The following is a 19,952-nucleotide window of genomic DNA, read 5'->3' on the forward strand; positions in this document are numbered from 1 at the left end:
GCTCAACGTGCGCACATCGCCGACAAGGGGATTTGAAATTCACAATTGCATTCTCGTGACAGGGGCTTCGGGCTTCCTGGGTTCTTCGGTCATGCGCCAGGCGCTGGAACGCGGCTTCCAGGTGCGGGTGCTGGTGCGGCCGACCAGTCCACGCGCCAATCTGGCTGGACTGCCGGTGGAAGTGGTGGAAGGCGACATGCGCGACGCGGCGTCGATGGCGCGCGCCATGAGCGGCGTGCGCTATCTGTTCCACGTGGCCGCCGATTACCGGCTGTGGGCGCCGGACCCCGAGGAAATCGTCCGTTCCAACGTGGACGGGACGGTTACCACCATGAATGCGGCGCGGGATGCCGGCGTCGAGCGCATCGTCTATACGAGCAGCGTGGCCACGCTGCGGGTGGCGGGCGCCACCGGGCCGGTCGACGAGACCGCGGCGATGGCCGGCCACGAAGCGATCGGGGCCTACAAGCGCAGCAAGGTGCTGGCCGAACGCGAGGTGGAGCGGCTGGTATCGGAGGGGCTGCCGGCCGTGATCGTGAACCCGTCCACGCCCATCGGGCCACGCGACGTGCGTCCCACTCCCACGGGCCGGATCATCGTGGAGGCCGCGACGGGCAAGATTCCGGCGTTCGTCGACACGGGCCTGAACCTCGCCCATGTGGACGACGTGGCGAACGGTCATTTTCTGGCGCTGGACAAAGGGCGCATCGGCGAGCGCTACATCCTGGGTGGCCAGGATGTGCTGTTGCGGCAGATGCTGGCCGACATCGCCGGCATGGCCGGCCGCAAGGCGCCGACCATCGAATTGCCGCGCTGGCCGCTGTACCCGATCGCCCGGGTGGCCGAGGCCGTGGCCCAGTTCACGAAAAAGGAGCCGTTCGTGACCGTTGACGGCCTGGAGATGTCGCAATACCGGATGTTCTTCACATCGGCCAAGGCGGAGCGCGAGCTGGGCTACACCGCTCGTCCCTATCAGGAGGCGCTGCGCGACGCGCTGAACTGGTTCCGCGACAACGGCTATCTGAAGTAGCCCGAGGGGCCGCTGCTCAGGAGCGCACGGGCGCCTGGGTACGGCCCTTCCACTGGCCGCCGCGCCGCAGGTAGTAACGCCGTGCCGAATCGAGCGTGGCGCCCAGATAGAACAACGCCGTGACCGGCAGCAGCGGCGCCAGCCAGGCGGGCTGCCGGTATTCGCGCAGCATCGGGCGGTAGCTGACCGCCATCAGAATCCACGCCAGCCAGGCAGGCCATGCCGCAGCGCCGCCGATCAAGGCCAGCACCGGCGGGGCCAGGTAGGTGAGGATCATGCCCAGCGTGGCCCCGGCCAGCATGGCCGGCGAGTAGTGCAGCTGGGTGTAGGCACTGCGGGCGATCATGTTCCACAGGCTTTGCCAGTCGTCGTAAGGACGCAGCGACACACTGTCGTCCGCCAGGTCCAGGCGGATCGATCCTCCTGCCTTGATCTTTGCCGCCAGGCTGCAATCGTCGATCAACTCGCCGCGAATCGCTTCGAACCCACCAATCCGTGCCAATGCCGAGCGGCGCGCCAGCATGCAGCCACCGGCCGCGCCGGCGACCTTGCTACGCGGGTCGGCAACGCTTTTGAATGGATAGAGTTTGGCGAAGTAGAAGACAAAGGCGGGCACGATCATGCGCTCCCACCACGATTCGCAGCGCAGGCGCACCATCAGCGATGTCAGGTCCCGCTGCTCGTGTTCGGCGCGCGCCACCAGGTCGCGTACCGTTTGCGGGCCGTGCCAGATGTCCGCGTCGGTCAGAAAGACGAATCCGGCGTCAGTCATGCGCAGGTCGGCCGCGGCCAGCCCTTCGGACTGTGCCCAGACCTTGCCGCTCCATCCGGCGGGCAGATCGCGTGCCGTGACGACGGTCAGCGCATCGCCCTTGCCGATGGAGACAGCCGCGGCGCGCGCAATATCCGCCGTGCCATCGGTGCTGTGGTCGTCCACAACCACCAGCTCCAGGCGGCCGGGATATTGCTGGCTCAGCACACCGGTCACGGCGCGGGCGATCACATCGGCCTCGTTGCGGGCCGGAATCACGCCGATCACGGGCGGCCAGTCGGCGGGTTGGGGGGAGGGCGCGGGCTTTTGCACGCGCCAGAATCCGGCGCGCGCGAATACGAGTACGCACCAGACCACGAGAGTCAGCAGGGACAATCCAAACAGCAGCATGAGATTTACTTAAGAAAACGTCGCGCCAGGCGGGCCAGTTTTGGCACCGTGGTTGGTCGTACAAGGCGCGCATCATACCCTGCCATGCGTCGTTCGTTCTCGACCAGGCACAGGTCGATCATGGCGCCGGCGGATAGTGTCTGGCCCAGCGATTCCGCGGCGTTCATCGGAAAATTGGCGTCTTGCGCCGTGCCATCGGCCTTGACGTCGATGCCCTTGGCCAGGCCGATGCGCTCGCGGATCAGAAACAGCCAGACGCGCGCGACCTTAAGCGCGAAGGCCGGGCGGCGCCACCACGGCAGGCTGGCGCGATACCAGGCCACCCAGTTGGCAAAAAACAGGATGTGGCGGCCTTCTTCCTGGATCACCGGCTCAAATGTATCGACCAGTTCGGCCGGGAAGAAGCCCGAGTTCTTGGCCGCGGCAAACAGGCCGAACGCGGCGAAGCTGTCGATGCATTCGCTGTAGCCGGTCACGAGCCAGCCCCATTCCGCATCGGCCGGCGGCAGGTATTCCGGCTCCGGCGCCAGCGTGATGCCATACGCCGCGACCAGCTTCGACAGCACCACCTTGTGGCGTGCTTCTTCGTCGGCATCCATTTCCAGCGCGCTGCGCAGCAGCGCGTCGGCCTGGCGGCTGGCAAAGCTGTGGACCCGCACCGAGGCTCGCCCCTCGGTCTGGACGGCAATGTCCCAGATCGGCAGCGAGGTCACGCGCTTGAGCGCGTCGGGTGCGAGCCTGGGCCAGTCGATGATCGACGGCTTGTAGGGGTTGTGGGTCTGCAGGAGCATGTTGCAGAACATGCGCAGGTGTTCGGCGGAGCCGATGCGGACGGGGCCGTCGAGCGGGTCAGTCCAGTTGCGCATGGCATGGTCTGCCTGGTCGATCGCCGCGCGGGCTACGGTGGCGGCCACCGCGATGGCTCGGGCCTCACTGGATTCCGCGATCGATGGGGGGCGGGGTGCGGCCAGGCCGTCTACCTCGCCATCGATTTCGAATGCTTTCTTCATGGGCGCTCCGGGCAGGGATAGCGGCAGTCATTGTATCCAGCCGGAGCGATTGATGCAGGAGGATTGTGTCGGAAAAGACAGTCCGGCAGCCGGGCCGAGGCAGACCGGCGCACGTAGCGCCGGTCACGGCATGATTTGCTGCCTGGGCCGCTTCAGCGCGCGTGGTGCTCGCGCGCCGTCTGGCCCGGTTGGTGATGCCAGTCCTGCGCGATGTCCGGAAAGACATCGCACTCGCCGCGCACGATGTTTTCGATCGTGGCGCAGATGCCCTCGGTTCCACGTGGTCCCACGCATACCAGGCTGCGCGGGTGGTCCGAATGGGCCGGAATGGCGTAGACGTGCATGCCCTCTCGATACAAGGGATGCTGGGTTAGCCGCTCGTTCAGGATTTCAACAAAGCGGCTGGGGCTTACGGTCGGCTTGTCCATCGCTTTTCTCCCTACAGGTTTTCAGCCTATGGCGGGGACCGGCCAGGATCAAGATGCACTGCGGCGCTTCAAGCGCACTTTGGGTCGCATCGTCACCTAATGTCACGCATGTTCGCGGATTGCTACCGTTCAGTGCGGCAGGCTTGTGGTGCGAACTTCGCTCGTGGTGCGGGGGCCATCGAGCATGCCATTGCCGGCAGCCCAGCAGGCCGCCTCGGCTTCGGCGTGGGAGGGGTAATCGGTATGGGCTTCGATCATGCTGTCACAATCGGCGCCGCCGCATTTTTCCTCGACGACGATGCGCCATGTGTAGCGTCCTGGCGGATCTTCCATGACGTGCATGACCAGTGTGCGGTGATGATCGGACAGGGACATCGGATGGGTGGGCATGGCGTTCTCCCGTGGGCAGGCGGCCCGGTGGACTTTCACCATAGACACCCGGACACGGCAATTCCAGCAGGAATTGATGCAGTGCGGCGTCCACGGCCTTTGCATGCCCCGTTCGTCCTGCTATCGTGTGTGGCCTTGGGTTTCCGGGTCGACATTTGCCCCGGCAGCGGCCCGAACCGGACCAGACCAGACGCCCCCACGTATTCCCTGTCGCGTATTCTCTGACCATGCCCGTCCCTACCACTCTCATCGATCGCGTTGCCTCGTTGCTGGTGCACTTTGACACCGCCATCCTGCCGGCCTGGACCGGTCCGGGGTGGAATGCATCGATGCAGCTTGCCCACGAGGCACTGGACGGCGTCTCCCGCCAGCCACTGCCGGACAAGCGGTATCGGGCGATGGCCTGCGCGCGGCAGCTCTATGTATTTGCGACGATGGGCGACCTGGCACACGCCGGCACGCTCTTCGACTCGCTGGTTCGTCATTTCGGAGACGGCGCGGGCGGCTGGGTCTACAGCATCGACGCGCAGGGCGCACCGCTGGATACCACGCGCGATCTCTATACCCACGCCTTTGTGGTCTACGCCTGCGCGCACTACTACCGCGCCAGCCGCAATCCAGCCGCGCTGGAGGCGCTGCACCGTACCGTCGCCGTCATTGAAGCGCGCTTTGCCGACGGCAACGGTCTCTATCACGCGGCACTGGCGGCCAATTTCGGCCCGAACGACAGTGGGGTGCTGCAGAACCCGATCATGCATCTGACCGAAGCCTACCTTGCGGCGCTGGACGTCACGGGCGAGGCATGGATGGCGCAGCGCCTGAAGACGCTCGCCGATGCGGTGCATGGCTGCTTCGTCGATCCCGCCGACGGCTGCGTGGCCGAACTGCCGCAAGGCACGACCGGCAACCGGATCGAGCCCGGTCACCAGTTCGAATGGTATTCGCTGGTCATGACGGCACCGACGCTGTTTGAAGGCGGGCCGCTTGCCGAATCGTTGCCGCGTGCCTATGCATTCGCGCGGCGTCATGGCGTGGCCGCCGACACACTGGGTGTGTGCGCCGCGCTGGGCGGGCAGGGCGCGATGCAGGACGCCAGCGAGCGGATCTGGGCGCAGACCGAGTTTGCGCGTGCGCTGGTGGTCAACGCGGCGGTCAACAACGATGCCGCCCCGCTGGCGGAACTCGAAACATGGATCGACCGCTTTGGCGCTCGCTTTCTCCATGCCAATGGCTGGCACGAGTGCATTGCGCCGGACGGTAGTGTCGTGCGGGCCGAGATGCCGTCGACCACGCCATATCACTTGCTGACGGCCTGGCAGGCCCTGCGCACGCTGCTGCCGGGCAACTGAGCCCGGGCCACCAGAGCGTCGCGTCAGTCCACGCGGGTTGCGCGCAGGTCGCTCTTGCGGATTAGCTGTAGCAGGGTCTCGGCGGGTTTGGAGAGCCGCCGCGCGGCCAGCGTGATGAATTCCACATCGGGCAGCGCGGGCAGGGTGTCCACGTTGATCGGCGGGACCAGACCGCCGCCCGTCAGATTCTGAGCCCGTACTGTGATGCCAAGGCCGCCGCGCGCGGCAGCGATGCAGCCCGAATGGCTGCTGCTGGTGCAGACCACGCGCCAGCGCCAGCCAGCCGTGGCCAGCGTGTCCAGTACCACCGAGCGGGTCACGCTGGGTTCGTTGACGAGTATCAGCGGCAGCGGCTGACCGACATCGACCACCGTGCCGGGCCGGGCCAGCCATTCGAGCTGCCCTCGAAACAGCGGCACGCCGCGCCGCTCGCCTTCCCGCCGCTTGCCGACGATCAGATCGAGCGTGCCGGCTTCGATCCATTCGTAGAGCTTGCTCGTCATGCCGATTGTGATCTCGAGTTCCACGTCCGGGTGAGTGGCGCGGAACGCGGCAAGCACATTCGGCAGCGGACCCTGCGCCAGGTCTTCGGAAGTCCCCAGCCGGACGCGGCCCTGTAGCCGTGGTGCGCTGAACTGCTGCTCGGCGCGGGTCAGCGATTCCAGGATCAGGCGCGCGTGCACCAGCAGCGCCTCGCCATCGGGCGTCAGCGACAGTGAGTGGGTATCGCGCACGAACAGCCGCCGGTTGACGCTTTGTTCGAGCCGCCGGATATGGTCGCTGACCGACGATTGCGACAGGCCAAGCTGGCGCCCCGCGTCAGTGAAACTGCGTGCGGTGGCCACGGTGGCGAAGGTCTGGATCCATACGGGATTGAGCATCGGGGCATTGTCATCGGATTTTTCGATGACAGTCAATAAATCCAGAGGGGTTCCCGATGGGGTGCGGGGTGCGTACCATGAACGCCAGATGTTCGCGGTATCCCTGATGGACACCGCCCCTGGAATCACAGTAATGCACACCGCCTCCGCCCCCGCCGCCAACCAGGCCTTCTCCCAGAAGGCCATGCTGTGGATCGTCTTCGCCGGCTTTTTCATGCAGACGCTGGACACCACGATCGTCAATACCGCCCTGCCATCGATGGCTCACAGCCTGGGCGAGAAACCACTCGACCTCAAACCGGTAGTCGTGGCCTATACGCTCACGATGGCGATGCTGACACCGGCATCGGGCTGGCTGGCCGACAAGTTCGGCACGCGCCGCGTCTATTTCTGCGCCATCCTGATCTTCGTGCTTGGATCGGTGTTCTGCGCCACGGCCCATACGCTCACGCAGCTCGTGATTGCACGGGTGCTGCAGGGCGTGGGCGGGTCGATGCTGCTGCCGATCGGCCGGTTGGCCGTGTTGCGCAATATTCCGGGAGAGCAGTACATCGCCGCGCTGGCCTTTGTCTCGATTGCCGGACAGGTTGGTCCGATCTTTGGCCCGGTCCTGGGCGGCTGGCTGGTGCAGAGTGCGTCGTGGCACTGGATCTTTCTGATCAACGTGCCGGTGGGCATGATCGGCCTGTTCGCGGTGCGCCGCTACCTGCCAGCGGGAGAAGCGGGCGTGGCGCCGCCGTTCGACTGGATTGGCTGCGGCCTGCTTTCCCTGTGCATGGTCACGTTCTCGCTGGCGCTGGAAAACGGCGCGCATAGTCCGTGGAGCGCCTTGCTGGCCGCCATCAGCATTGGCAGCGCGCTGCTCTACATTCCCCATGCGCGCCGCCACGCCACGCCGCTGTTCCGTCTGGCGCTGTTTCGTGAGCCAAACTTCAGTGTCGGCCTGATCGGCAACCTGGTCTGCCGCATCGGATCGGGTGCGGTGCCGTTTCTGCTGCCGCTGCTGTTCCAGCTGCAACTGGGATATTCGCCACTGCACTCGGGAATGATGCTGTTGCCGGTGGCCATCGCGGGCACGGTGTCCAAGCGCTGGATCGTGCCGCTGGTGAACCGCTTCGGCTACGACACGTTTCTGCTGGTCAATACGGTGATCGTCGGGGCATCGATCGCATCGTTTTCCGCGATGTCGCCCGGTTGGCCGCTGGCATTGTCGATCGTGCAGCTTGCGACCTTCGGTGCGGCCAATTCGATGCAGTTCGCGGCGATGAACAGCGTGACGCTGAAGGGTTTGACCCGTGAGGACGCGGGCAGCGGCAACAGCCTGTTCTCGATGGTGCAGATGCTGGCGATCGGCCTGGGCGTGACCATCGGTGGCGGCCTGGTCAGTCTGTTCTCGGTGAAGCTCGGTGCCGCCGCGCCTGCCTACCGCCTGGCGTTCCTGACGGTGGGCATCATCACGCTGCTGTCGGCGCTGGTCTTCCGCCGGCTAGACGCGGAGCAGCTGAATCCCAAGAGCGTAAAAAGGGCGACTGTATAGGCGACGTGGGGGTGCGGTGGGGGCGAGCTACGGAAGCCTCAGGCTTCTTAGCGAAGCCGGGACAAAAGCCAGCAACCAGCCGCGGAGATTATTCCGTCACCCCGTTTTCCCGCAACCTGCGCTCGCATTCGTCGAGCATGTCGTGCGCAAAGGCCGATTGGTAGTTGGGGTCGAGCGCTTCCATCATTTCGTGGGACGCATAGAGGCCGGCCTCGCGGGACAGGGTCTCGGCCAGCTCCCGCGCCAGTTGGTCGCTCAGTTCCGACAACAGACGGCGTTCGGACAGCGCGAGTTGCAGCTTGGAGCGCGAAAGCCAGCTGCCAGCCAGCGTGGCGCCCTGCGCATCGGTGATCCATTTGCCGTGTTCGTAGTAGGCGGACAACCGTTCGGCGGTCAGCGCGAACATCAGCGCCTTGCGCGTGTTGAAGTCGATGCGGGGCAGGGGCGATGCGGGAATCATGGGCAATCGTGCGGAATGGCGAGGCGCGTCATGGTAGCGCAATCCACGATACCGGCGCTCAGCCGAACCGCGCCCGCAGCCACGAACCGATGTCGGCGATCTCTTCCAGGCATACCGAGTGCGGCATGTTGGCGTACGCCTGCCAGGTAACCGGCTGGCCGCGCGCAGTGAGGAAGTCGCGCGCGCGGGTGCCCAGTGCCAGCGGCACCACTTCATCCGCCGTGCCGTGCGCGGCAAAGACCGGCGTGGCCGCGTTGGCGGTGGCCGCCTCGGCCTCGATCAGCTCGGTGGAGGGGATATAGGTAGACAGTGCGATGACGCCGGCGAGCGTTTGCGGATGGGTCAGGGCGGTGGTGTAGGCAATGGCGCCGCCCTGCGAAAACCCGGCCAGAACGATCCGCTCGGTCGGCACGCCCCGGTCATTCTCACGGGCGATCAGCGCGCGGATGGCCGCGCGTGATTGCTCGATGCCCGCCACGTCGGCTTTGCGGCCCGCTTCGTCCAGCGAATAGATGTCGTACCAGGCCGGCATGACGTAGCCGCCGTTGCAGGTGACGGGGATGGCCGGAGCATGCGGGAAGATGAAGCGGATCGCGATGTCGTCGGGCAGGCCCAGCTCGGGTACCACGGGGACGAAGTCGCTGCCGTCCGCGCCCAGCCCATGCATCCAGATCACGGCATGGGTCGGATTGGGCGCGGTTTCGATTTCAATGGCGGGCAACAGGCTCATGGCCGCTCCAGTGGATGCCGGAAAGCGGCCAGTATCGCACAGGCGCTTGCGCGCCCATGCGGGTTGCTGGTGTCACGCTATGGTTCTGGGTCAGGCTGCCGAGGGGACGATCGGAATGGTCGACAGCCCCGGCGTGCTGCGAGAGGGGGTCGATTGCAGCACAGGCGTTTCGGGCTTCGGCGCTACAAAACGCCGGTCGGCCACGCCTTCGACACCGGTGGCGCCTACCTCTTCGAGGAAGGCGATCATGTTGCGGTAGTACTCGACTTGCATCTGCGCTTCAAGCAGGCGACGTTCTGCCTGGAAAAGCGTCAGCCTCATATCTTGCAGTTCCTTCTCGGCGATTTTCTCTGGCGTCGGCGGACTGAACAAGTTTGCAAGCGAACGCATGGCAGTTACCTCCCGGGGCTGTCTTACGGCTGGTGAGTCATTTCGGTTGTGCGCGCCATGCCGTCAAATATAGACGATCCGGCGCAAGGTACACGATGGGTCACCATCGCCGATGTGGGATCCCCCACAAGAATGATTGCCGTCACCCAGGTGGTGCGGTAGATTTACCGCCCATCAGCCGGGATTCGCCAGCAAGCGGGTCCCGGCTTTGTCTTTTTTACATCACCATGTGATGCGGACTTGCCGATTGTGGCGAAAGCTGCCGTTTTGAAAACGTTCTCGGCGTCAGGGGAATTTCGCATGGCAAAAATCTGCCGTCGGTAAAAAAACCACATGCGTCGGCATCCGGCAACGGTGCAACCGGGGGAGAGTCCCCGGCGATGACACCGGCAGCCGTGGCGGTCTCGGACAGGCGGGTAGAATGCTGCGCCGGCGTCCCTTTTCACGCCATTTCGCCCCGCTTCCAGTCCACTCCCGACGTGTCCGTACTTCTCGCCGCGATTCCAGCCGTTGGCAGGCGTCTGCTCCTGTATTTCGCATGCGTTTGCCTGATCGTGCCAGCCCTTGCATGGGCGGCCCCGACGCGCGTGCTGGTGGTGTCATCGCAGACGCATCTGCTACCGGCTGCTGCGGCGGCGTTCCGTGCCGCGCATGGTGCCGATATCGCCGAGTTCACTTTCACAAGCCAGGCACCGGACGCCGCCATGCTGGCGCGTGCCGATGTCGTCGAAGCGTGGTTCGTTCCCGCAGCGGTGTTGCGGCAGATGGCGCCGGGCGTCAGGCAGGCGCACGCGCGCGGCGCACTGGTGCTGGCCGCACCGGCCGAGACGGCGGAATCGGCATGGCAGATCCGGATGGATGCCGCGCTGAATGCCGGCGCGCAGCAGTATTGGGACGCCGGCGGCGCCGACAATCTGGCGGGGTTGCTTGCCTTCGTCGTGGCGGCACGCCAGCGCGCCGCGGGCGTGGCGACGATCACCGTGCCACCGGTGCGGCCCGCGCCGGCCGCCGGTATCTACCATCCGCGCGCGCCACAGCCGTTTGCATCACTGGGCGACTACCTGCGCTGGTATCGAAGCAATGGCAGGTTGCGCGGCGATGCGCCGCTGGTCGGCATTTCGTTTTATGCCACGAACTATCGCCAGCGGGACCTGGCCCATGTCGATGCGCTGATCGATGCGCTGGAGCGCCAGGGCATCGGCGCCGTACCCGTGTTCGGCTGGCCGATTTCCGGACTGGATGCCTTGCTGACGCAGGACGGCGTTACGCCGTTGCGCGCGTTGCTGGCGCTGAACCTGACGATTCCGCGCGCCGAGGACAAGGACTGGCTGGCACGCCACGGCTTGCACACCATCAACCTGATTGCCACGCGCGATGCGGCGGCGACGTGGCGCGCCGATGTGCGCGGCATTGCTGGCGAGCGCCTGCCGCTGCTGCTCACCGCGCCCGAGCGTAGCGGTGCCACCGAGCCGATGCTATTCGCCACGCAGGAAGATCGCGATGGCGCCAAGGCGAGTACCGCGGTGCCGGAACGTGTGGAAGCGATCGTCGCGCGCGTGCGGAAATGGATCGCGCTGCAGGACAAGCCCGCCGCGCGCAAGCATGTCGCGGTGCTCTACTACAACAATCCGCCGGGGCGCGGCAACATCGGCGCGAGCTACCTGGCCACGCTGCCTTCGTTGACGCAGATTCTGCAGCGCCTGCGGACGGCCGGATACGACACCGGCAACGACCTGCCCGACACCGCCACGTTGACGGCGATGCTGGAGGCCAATGGCCGCAACGTCGAGACATGGTCGCCGGGCGAACTCGACACGATGGTCCGCGCGGGACACGTCACGCTCGTGCCGATGGCGCAATACCTGCGCTGGTTCGATGCCTTGCCCGCGCCATTCCGGCAATCGGTATTGCGTGCCTGGGGGCCGCCCGAACGCAATCCGCTGATGCTGGTGCGCGACGCGCGCGGTGAACCGGCCTTCGTGTTGCCGGGACTGCGCTTCGGCAACGTCTTCATCGGCCCGCAGCCTCTGCGCTCGACGTTTGCCAGGGCGATGGATGTCTCGCATGACACCATCACGCCGCCTCCGCATTCCTATCTGGCCGCCTACTTCTGGTACCGCCATGCTTTCGGCGCCGATGCCGTCGTGCATGTGGGCCGCCACGGCACGCTCGAATGGCTGCCGGGCAAGCAGGTGGGGCAGTCCGGCGACGATGCATCGGAAGTGCTGCTCGGCGATCTGCCGAATGCCTACGTCTATATCCAGGATGGCGGTGGCGAGGCCATCCAGGCCAAACGGCGCAGCGCCGCCGTGCTGGTGAGCCATCTTGCGCCGCTGCTGGCCACGGCGGGGCAGCCGCCGGTGCTTGCATCGCTGGACCAAGCGATCGAACAGGCCGAGGCCACGCACGACAGCGCGCCCGAACTCTCGGCGCAATACCGCAAGCAGGCGCTGGAACAGATCCGCGCACTGAAGCTCGACCGGCAACTGGGCCTGGACGCCAACGCGCCGTGGGACACCATCGAGCCAGTCGTGCACGCTTTCCTGCACAAGGTGGAGGCCGAACCGATGCCGCTGGGCATCCACACGCTGGGGCAGTTGCCGCCCGATGCCGATCAGGCCGATGCGCTGGCCATGATGCTGGGCGCGCAGGTCAAGGCCGACACCGCAAGATTGCACGCGTGGGCCGCGGATCTGGTGGCCGGACGCGAACCGGCCGCCGCCAACGATGCGGAGCGCCGCGCGCTGACCACCGGCCGGCAGTGGCTGGCGGACCTGCGCGCGTCCCCCCAGGCCGAACTGGATGGACTGGTCACCGTGCTGGCCGGCCGATACCTGCCGAGCGGGCCATTGGGAGATCCCGTGCGCGTGCCCGATAGCTTGCCAACGGGCCGCAACCTGCATGCATTCGATGGCGCCCGCATTCCGACGCAGGCGGCCTGGGAACTGGGCAAGAAGATGGCCGCCCAGACGCTGGAGCGCTTTCGGCAGGCAAATGGCAACTGGCCGGAGTCGGTCTCGATGGTGCTCTGGTATGGCGAAACGGAACGGCATCAGGGCGCGATGGAGGCCGAGGCGCTGTATCTGATGGGCGTGGAGCCGGTGTGGAATGCACGTGGCAACGTGGAGGACGTAAGGCTGATTCCCGACGCCGATCTGGGGCGGCCCCGCGTCAACGTGCTGCTGACCACGTCGGGCATTTATCGCGATGGCTTTGGCGACAAGATCGCTTTGCTGGACAAGGCCGCGCGCCTGGCCGCCGCTGCCGGAGAAAATGCAATTAGCCGCCATGATCGGGATGTCGCCGCAGAGTTGAGCCGGCAGGGCGTGGACCCTGTCCAGGCCGCCAGACTGGCTCGGGCGCGTGTGTTTGCGGCCAGGCCCGGCAACTATGCGATTGGGGTGCAGCAGATGGTCGAGCAGAGCCGGGACGCCCAGGGGCCGCCCGATGCACTGGCGCGCCAGTACCTGCGCTACATGAATTTCGCGTACTCGGCCGATGGCTGGGGCGATTCCGCGCCGGGTGCATTGGCAAGCCATCTGAAGTCGAACCAGGTCGTGCTGTTCTCGCGCGCCAGCACGCTCTACGGGGCGCTGGACAACGACGATACCTACCAGTACGCGGGCGGGCTTGCCGCAGCCACGCGCGCGGTCAGCGGCACGGCGCCGCCGCTATGGCTGCACAACCTGCGCCGCGCGGGGGAAACGCAGACCGTGGACGCGCGCACGTGGCTGGCCACTGAGCTCAATGTGCGGCAGTGGAACCCGAAGTGGATTGCGGCGATGCAGCGCTCGGGCTATGCGGGCGCACGCGAGATGTACAAGGAGGTGGAGCACCTCTACGGCTTCCAGGCCACGGTGCCCGAGCAGATGCCGGGGGAATTCTGGCAGCGCACTTACGACGTGTACGTGGCCGACAAGCTCGGCATGGGCATGGACGCGTTCTTCCGCTCCGCCAATCCGCACGCGCAACAGGGCATCGTGGCGCGCTTGCTGGAGGTAGACCGGCAGGGCAGTTACCGCTTCACCGATGCGGAGCGCCGCGAACTGCTGCGCCAGTACGCGGCGAGCGTGCAGCGCGACGGGCTGTCGTGCACGGCCAATACCTGCGGCAATCCGGTGCTGATGGCGCATATTGCCCGCCAGGGCAAGGACGCGCACATCGACATGAAGGCGCTGGGGCGGGCACTGGCCAACGCGGTGGTGCGGCCGGCGGTGGCAGTGCAAGACGTGAAGGAAGTGGGCGCCGCAAGGCCCGATCGGGAGGCAGCGCCGGTGCCCGTCGCGCCGCAAGTCGCCGGGCCAGTGCCGCAGACCGGCGCCGAACACGTGACCGGACAGCGGCTGGCGCCACAATCCGTACCGTTGACGTCCGCCGCAGCCGATCGCTCCCGGCACCTGGTGCTCGCGCTCATGCTGGCGGCGCTGACGATTGGCGCCGGTGCCTATGCGGGGTGGCGCAGGGCAAGGCGGTGATGGCTGCCTGACTCGCCGTTTCCCGCAGGCGGGGGGGACCCCATTGCGATTTTCGATTGTCGCGGGTTTGCTTCGCCCACAGCCAAATAGACAGCCCCCACGTATGTCCGTATCCTGATCGCCTTTGCAAATCCCGCCCGAACTTCGCATGCAAGCGTCCAAAATCCCGGCCACCATCGTCACGGGCTTCCTCGGTAGCGGCAAGACCACCTTGCTGCGTCACATCCTCGACAACGCCAACGGCCGCCGCATTGCGGTGATCGTCAACGAGTTCGGCGAGCTGGGCATCGATGGCGAAATCCTGAAGGGCTGCGGCATCGGTTGCGACGAATCGGGCGAGCCGACGGGCCAGCTTTACGAGCTGGCCAATGGCTGCCTTTGCTGCACGGTGCAGGAAGAGTTCTTCCCGGTCATGGAGCAACTGCTGGAGCGTCGCGGCCAGATCGACCATGTGCTGATCGAAACGTCGGGGCTGGCGTTGCCCAAGCCGCTGGTGCAGGCTTTCCATTGGCCCAGCATCCGCAATGCGTTCACGGTGGATTCGGTGGTGACCGTTGTCGACGGTCCCGCCGCCGCGGCGGGCCAGTTCGCGGCCAACCCGGTGGCGGTCGACGCCCAGCGCCGTGCCGATCCGAATCTCGATCACGAATCGCCGCTGCACGAACTGTTCGAAGACCAGCTGGCCAGCGCGGACCTGGTGATCCTGAACAAGACCGATTTGATGGACGCGGCGCAGATCGCCAGCGTGGAGGCGCTGGTGCGCCCCGAGATTCCCGCCGAGGTCAAGATCGTACCCGCGCAGGCTGGCAAGCTCGACGTGAGCATGCTGCTGGGCCTGCGGCGTGCATCGGAAGAGACGATCCACCTGCGTTCCGATCATCACGGCAGTGCCGATGATCCTGACCATGCAGACCATCATCACGACGAGTTCGACTCGGTGGTGGTGCAGGCAGGTGCTGTCGACCGCGACGCGCTGGTCGCCGCGCTGCAGAAACTCGTGGCCAGCCACACGATCTATCGCGTGAAAGGGTTTGCCACGTTGCCCGGCAAGGCCATGCGCCTGGTGCTGCATGGCGTGGGCCAGCGCTTCGACAGCTATTTCGATCGCGCATGGCGTGCTGGCGAGCCGCAGGGCACGCGCGTGGTGCTGATTGGCCAGGACCTCGACGGTGCCGCGCTGCAGGCGGCGCTGGATGCGGCGCTAGGCCGCTGACGCGATGCACCTGCTGTCCACCCGGCCCGGCGGCTTTGTCGAAGACGACGCCGTCGTACTGCGCATCGAGCAGACACCGGGTGACATCGTCATCCTGAGCGCGGCCGACACCACGCTGTCGCTGCTGGCCGCCGCCGTACCGAGGCTCGGTTCCGGTTATCCGTCCGTGCGACTGGCCAACCAGATGTACCTGCGCCAGCCCGCATCGCTCGATCTCTATATCGACGAAGTGCTGCAACATGCGCGCGTGGTGGTGGTGGATCATCTTGGCGGTGCCAGCGATTGGGCCTACGGGCTGGAACGCCTGCCCGAACTGGCACGCGCACGCGGGCAGTTGCTGGTGATGTTCTCCGGCGACCTGGCCGAGGATGCCAACCTGGCACGGCATGGCAACGCCCCGCCCGAACTTTCGCATCAACTGTGGCGCTACCTGCGCGAGGGTGGCGCGGGCAACGCCGAACAGTTTTTCCGCTGCCTGGGACACCATGCATTCGACCACGCAACGCCGGTGCTGCCCGCCCAGGTGCTGCCGCAGGCTGCGCTCTACCATCGTGATCATGGGGTGGCGACAGTGCAGGACTGGCAGCGCGTGTGGGCCGCGCGAGGACTCGATGGCGCGCCCGTCGTGGCGCTGCTGTTCTACCGCTCGCACCTGCAGGCCGGCAATACCGAAGTCTTCGATGCGGTGACCGACGCGCTGCTCGACGCAGGGCTGTGTCCGCTGCCGCTGGCGGTCAGCTCGCTCAAGGAGCCGATCTGCCGCGAGGTGCTGCAGCGGCTGTGCGACGACCACGACGTGTCCCTGGTGCTCAATACCACGGCGTTCTCGGCGGCCTCGCTCGACAGCGAGGGCGAAGCCAGCGCACCGCTTGCCAACGATGCGCCGGTCCTGCAGGTGATCCTGAGCGGGGGCAATCGCGAGGACTGGCTGGCCGACAGCCAGGGGCTGGGCACGCGCGACGTGGCCATGCATGTGGCGATGCCCGAAGTCGACGGCCGGATCATCACGCGCGCCATCAGCTTCAAAGGGCTGGCATACCGCTGTCCCCATACCGAAGTCGATGTGGTGCGTTACCGGCCGGATGTGGAGCGCGTTCGCTTTGTGGCGGAACTTGCCCGGCGTTGGTGCCGATTGCGCATGCTGCCGGCGGCCAGCAAGCGGCTGGCACTGGTGCTGGCCAACTATCCGGCCAGCGAAGGACGCATCGGTAACGGTGTCGGCCTCGACACGCCGGAGTCGGTCGTGCGAATCCTGGCCATGCTGCGCGATGCGGGGTATGGCGTCGGACCGCTTCCTGCCGATGGCGATGCGTTGATGCAGGGGCTGACGCGCGGCGTCACCAACGATCTCGAACAGCATGCGTGGCGTCCCGCGCTGCAGAGCCTGGCGATGGCCGACTACAAGGCATGGCTGGCGCGGTTGCCGCAGGCGGGGCAGGATGCCATCGCGGCGCGGTGGGGCAGTCCAGAAGACGATCCGATGGTCCGCGACGGCCGCTTCATGATTGCCGGTGTGCGTACGGGTAACGTCTTCGTCGGCATACAGCCGGCGCGCGCGTATGGCGTGGACGACTACGCGAGCTATCACGACGCCGAGCTGGTGCCGCCGCATGGCTACCTGGCGTTCTATTTCTGGCTGCGCCATGTGTTCGGGATCGATGCTGTGGTGCACGTGGGCAAGCACGGCAACCTTGAATGGCTGCCGGGCAAGAGCGTGGCACTGTCGGCGGATTGCTGGCCCGATGCGATCCTGGGGCCGTTGCCGCATCTCTATCCGTTCATCGTCAACGATCCCGGCGAAGGGGCGCAGGCCAAGCGGCGCGCGCAGGCCGTGATCATCGACCATCTGATGCCGCCGCTCACGCGCGCCGAGAACTACGGGCCGCTGCAGGATCTGGAACGGCAGGTTGACGAATACTACGAGGCACTGACCGTGGACCCGCGCCGCGCGAAGCTGCTGCGCAAGGACATTCTGAAATCGATCGTCGGCCAGCAGTTGCACCGCGAGCTTGGCATCGAGGCACCGGCCAGCGGCGCGGATGAAGACGCGCTGCTCAACCGCACCGACGCCTGGCTCTGCGAGCTGAAGGAGTCGCAGATACGGGATGGCCTGCACGTGTTTGGCACTTCGCCGCAGGGCCGCCAGCGGCGCGATACGTTGGCGGCGCTCGGCCGTTTTCCGGTCGGCGACGGCCTTGACGGCCAGGCCGGCCTGCTGACCGCGCTGGCGGCGGACCTGTCGCTCGGCGATGGCTTCGATCCGCTCGACGCCGACTGGGCCGCCCCGTGGACCGGCCCGCGCCCCGACGCGCTGGCCGGCATCGACACCGCGCCGTGGCGTCACCACGGCGATACGCGCGAGCGGCTGGAAATGCTGGCGCTCCGGATGCTCGATGAGGGCGTTGCCATCGGCCCGCATTCGGGCGCCGTGCTTGCGCGCCTGCGTGAGCAGATTGCACCGCGCCTGGATGCCTGCGGCGAGCAGGAGCTTCGTCAGCTCGAACGCGGGCTGGCTGGCCGCTTCGTGCCGGCTGGACCGAGCGGCGCGCCATCTCGTGGGCGGCCCGATGTGCTGCCCACCGGACGCAACTTCTATTCGGTCGACACACGCGCCGTGCCCACGCGGACGGCGTGGACGCTCGGGTTGCGCGCGGCAAACCAGTTGATCGAGCGCCATGTGCAGGAGCACGGCGAGTATCCGCGCGCCGTGGGTTTATCGGTGTGGGGCACGGCGACCATGCGCACCGGCGGCGATGATATCGCGCAGGCGCTGGCACTGCTTGGCGTGCGGCCAAAATGGGCGCATGGCAGCCATCGCGTGGTCGACTTCGAGATCCTGCCGATGACGGTGTTCGACCGTCCGCGCGTGGACGTCACGCTGCGCATTTCGGGCTTCTTCCGCGATGCCTTCGCCAATCTGGTGGCGCTGTTCGATGCCGCCGTGCGTGCGGTGGCGGCCCTCGACGAGCCGGACGATGTCAATCCGGTCCGTGCCCGCGTGCTGGCCGAGCAACGCGCTCTGGAGGCCCAGGGCATGGATGCCGATGCGGCGCGGGAGCGTGCCAGCTGGCGCGTGTTCGGCGCGCGTCCGGGCGACTACGGCACGGGGTTGCAGGCGCTGATCGACGGGCGGCGCTGGCAGGCCGACGCGGATCTGGCGCACGCCTATTTGCACGCGGGCGGGTATGCCTATGGCCAGCGCACCGATGGCGTGGAGGCGCACGACACATTCGCAACGCGGTTGGCCGGCATCGACGCGGTGGTTCAGAACCAGGACAACCGCGAGCACGACATCCTCGACGCGAACGACTACTACCAGTTCCAGGGCGGCATGGTGGCGGCCGTGCGCCACCTGGGTGGCGCGCAGCCCGCGATCTATCATGGCGACCATGCCAACCCCGCGGCACCGCGCGTACGTACGCTGCAGGAAGAGATTTCGCGCGTGATCCGCTCGCGCGTGATCAATCCAAAGTGGATCGATGGCGTGAAGCGGCACGGCTACAAGGGCGCATTCGAGATGGCCGCGACCGTGGACTACCTGTTCGGCTACGATGCCACCACGCGCGTGGTGGGCGATCACCAGTACGCGCTGGTGGCCGATGCCTATCTGCATGACCCGGCCACGCGCGAATTTCTGGCGCGGCACAACCCGCGCGCGCTGCAGGGTATCTGCGAGCGGCTGCTGGAAGCGATGGAGCGCGGCCTCTGGCAAGCGCCCGGCGACCAGAAAGACCGGATCGAACACCTCTTGCTCGACAACGAGCAGCATCTGGAAGGGATGCAATGACGAGTATGGCCATGCGCCCGATTTTTCCGTTCAGTGCCCTGGTGGGGCAGGAATCGCTACAGCAGGCGCTGTTGCTGGCGGCAGTGGACCCAGGCATCGGCGGCGTGCTGGTGACTGGCCCGCGTGGCACGGCCAAGTCCACGGCGGCTCGCGCTTTGGCCGAACTGCTGCCGCATGGGCAATTCGTGACACTGCCGCTTGGCGCCAGCGAGGAGCAACTGACCGGCACGCTGGACCTGGGGCACGTGCTGCAACAGGGCGAGGTACGGTTTCAGCCCGGCCTGCTGGCGCGGGCGCACGACGGCGTGCTGTACGTCGACGAGGTCAATCTGTTGCCCGATCCGCTGGTCGACCAGTTGCTCGACGTGGCAGCGAGCGGTGTCAATGTGGTGGAGCGCGATGGCGTCTCGCATCAGCATCCGGCCCGTTTCGTTCTGGTTGGCACGATGAATCCGGAAGAGGGCGAGTTGCGGCCGCAATTGCTGGACCGATTCGGTCTGGCGCTGGCCCTGTCGAACTATGAAGACCCGGCCGCCCGGCAGGCCATCGTGCGTGCGCGTCTGGCATTCGACGCCGATCCCGAAGCGTTCCGCGCGGCGGTGGCGCCGCAGCAGGCTGCGCTGGCCAGCCAGGTCGCACGTGCACGCGCGGCGCTTGGCGCGCTGGTTTTTGGCGACGCCGTGCACGACCGCGTTAGCGCGTTGTGCCTTGAGGCCGCCGTCGATGGCGTGCGGGCGGACCTGGTCATGCTTCGTGCCGCGCGGGCACTGGCTGCGTGGCAGGATGCGGCGGCGATCGATACCGGCCATGTCGATGCCGTGGCCGAACTCGTGCTGCATCATCGCCGTCACGCGGACTCGCCAGCGCAGGCAGACGACGCACCTTCACCCGCATCGCAGCCGACGCAACCCAACGATCCCTGGGGAGCGTTGCCTCCTCCGCAAGCGGCTGGCATTGCCGAAGTCAAGCCGTTGAAGCCCTTCGGGAAGCTCCCGCCAAAAAAAGCCTGAGCCACCGGCGGCCGTCTGCGCAGGACCGGCACGGCGGCCATCGGTGGCAAGCACCCCGACCCCTGGCACCCAGGCAGTCGGCGCAAGCCGGCAAGCCCGG

General features: G+C 66.5%; 15 protein-coding genes. 7 read left to right on the top strand and 8 right to left on the bottom strand.

The genetic code is table 11. From position 1 onward, the window contains the following. The first annotated feature begins 49 nt into the window (after nt 1–49). A complete protein-coding gene (gene hpnA, locus AC3FLX_RS07650) occupies nt 50–1,030 on the top strand; it encodes a hopanoid-associated sugar epimerase (protein WP_488695608.1) in 981 nt (326 codons plus the stop codon). A 16-nt stretch (nt 1,031–1,046) separates the two neighbouring features. Here hpnA and AC3FLX_RS07655 read toward each other — a convergent pair whose 3' ends face one another. The 4 genes from AC3FLX_RS07655 to AC3FLX_RS07670 form a co-directional block, all read right to left on the bottom strand. After that, nucleotides 1,047–2,192, bottom strand: coding sequence for a glycosyltransferase (locus tag AC3FLX_RS07655; RefSeq protein ID WP_488695292.1), 1,146 nt, complete (start codon nt 2,190–2,192; stop codon nt 1,047–1,049). A 5-nt stretch (nt 2,193–2,197) separates the two neighbouring features. Then, nucleotides 2,198–3,202 carry a ferritin-like domain-containing protein gene (locus AC3FLX_RS07660; RefSeq protein WP_488695293.1) on the bottom strand — a complete coding sequence of 335 codons (1,005 nt, stop codon included), beginning with the start codon at nt 3,200–3,202 and terminating at the stop codon, nt 2,198–2,200. A gap of 152 nt (nt 3,203–3,354) precedes the next feature. Further along, nucleotides 3,355–3,630, bottom strand: a complete 276-nt coding sequence (locus AC3FLX_RS07665; RefSeq protein ID WP_488695295.1) for a hypothetical protein — start codon at nt 3,628–3,630, stop codon at nt 3,355–3,357. Between the two features lie 129 nt (nt 3,631–3,759). After that, nucleotides 3,760–4,020 (bottom strand): hypothetical protein, encoded by a 261-nt coding sequence (locus AC3FLX_RS07670; protein WP_488695297.1) that lies wholly within the window; start codon nt 4,018–4,020, stop codon nt 3,760–3,762. Between the two features lie 227 nt (nt 4,021–4,247). Between AC3FLX_RS07670 and AC3FLX_RS07675 the strand changes: the two genes are divergently transcribed. Beyond that, the gene (locus AC3FLX_RS07675) at nt 4,248–5,369 is read left to right on the top strand and encodes an AGE family epimerase/isomerase (RefSeq protein ID WP_488695299.1); all 1,122 of its coding nucleotides are present in this window, start codon (nt 4,248–4,250) and stop codon (nt 5,367–5,369) included. 23 nt (nt 5,370–5,392) lie between these two features. Here the strand turns inward: AC3FLX_RS07675 and AC3FLX_RS07680 are convergent, their stop codons facing one another. Next, nucleotides 5,393–6,250 (bottom strand): LysR family transcriptional regulator, encoded by an 858-nt coding sequence (locus AC3FLX_RS07680; RefSeq protein WP_488695300.1) that lies wholly within the window; start codon nt 6,248–6,250, stop codon nt 5,393–5,395. Nucleotides 6,251–6,383: 133 nt separating this feature from the next. Here AC3FLX_RS07680 and mdtD point away from each other — a divergent pair, with 133 nt between their 5' ends. Continuing rightward, nucleotides 6,384–7,787 (top strand): multidrug transporter subunit MdtD, encoded by a 1,404-nt coding sequence (mdtD, locus tag AC3FLX_RS07685; RefSeq protein ID WP_488695302.1) that lies wholly within the window; start codon nt 6,384–6,386, stop codon nt 7,785–7,787. An 88-nt stretch (nt 7,788–7,875) separates the two neighbouring features. On the opposite strand, the gene AC3FLX_RS07690 is transcribed toward mdtD, so the two are convergent. From AC3FLX_RS07690 to AC3FLX_RS07700, 3 genes are all read right to left on the bottom strand, one after another. Beyond that, a complete protein-coding gene (locus AC3FLX_RS07690; protein WP_488695304.1) occupies nt 7,876–8,247 on the bottom strand; it encodes a hypothetical protein in 372 nt (123 codons plus the stop codon). Between the two features lie 58 nt (nt 8,248–8,305). Then, nucleotides 8,306–8,977: an alpha/beta hydrolase gene (locus tag AC3FLX_RS07695; protein ID WP_488695306.1), complete on the bottom strand. Its 672-nt coding sequence runs from the start codon at nt 8,975–8,977 to the stop codon at nt 8,306–8,308. 90 nt (nt 8,978–9,067) lie between these two features. After that, nucleotides 9,068–9,367, bottom strand: a complete 300-nt coding sequence (locus AC3FLX_RS07700) for a hypothetical protein (RefSeq protein ID WP_488695307.1) — start codon at nt 9,365–9,367, stop codon at nt 9,068–9,070. Between the two features lie 554 nt (nt 9,368–9,921). Between AC3FLX_RS07700 and AC3FLX_RS07705 the strand changes: the two genes are divergently transcribed. The 4 genes from AC3FLX_RS07705 to AC3FLX_RS07720 all read left to right on the top strand — a co-directional run bounded on the left by AC3FLX_RS07705 (nt 9,922) and on the right by AC3FLX_RS07720 (nt 19,852). Next, a complete protein-coding gene (locus AC3FLX_RS07705) occupies nt 9,922–13,842 on the top strand; it encodes a cobaltochelatase subunit CobN (protein ID WP_488695309.1) in 3,921 nt (1,306 codons plus the stop codon). 148 nt (nt 13,843–13,990) lie between these two features. Continuing rightward, entirely contained in the window at nt 13,991–15,055 is a 1,065-nt protein-coding gene (gene cobW, locus AC3FLX_RS07710) for a cobalamin biosynthesis protein CobW (protein ID WP_488695311.1), read from the top strand. Between the two features lie 4 nt (nt 15,056–15,059). Beyond that, on the top strand, nt 15,060–18,842 hold the full coding sequence (gene cobN / locus AC3FLX_RS07715; RefSeq protein WP_488695313.1) for a cobaltochelatase subunit CobN: 3,783 nt from the start codon (nt 15,060–15,062) through the stop codon (nt 18,840–18,842). After that, entirely contained in the window at nt 18,839–19,852 is a 1,014-nt protein-coding gene (locus AC3FLX_RS07720) for a magnesium chelatase ATPase subunit I (RefSeq protein ID WP_488695314.1), read from the top strand. Before cobN ends, AC3FLX_RS07720 begins: the two co-directional genes overlap by 4 nt. Nucleotides 19,853–19,952: the final 100 nt, after the last annotated feature.

Source organism: Cupriavidus sp. 291-E7 (assembly GCF_057798835.1).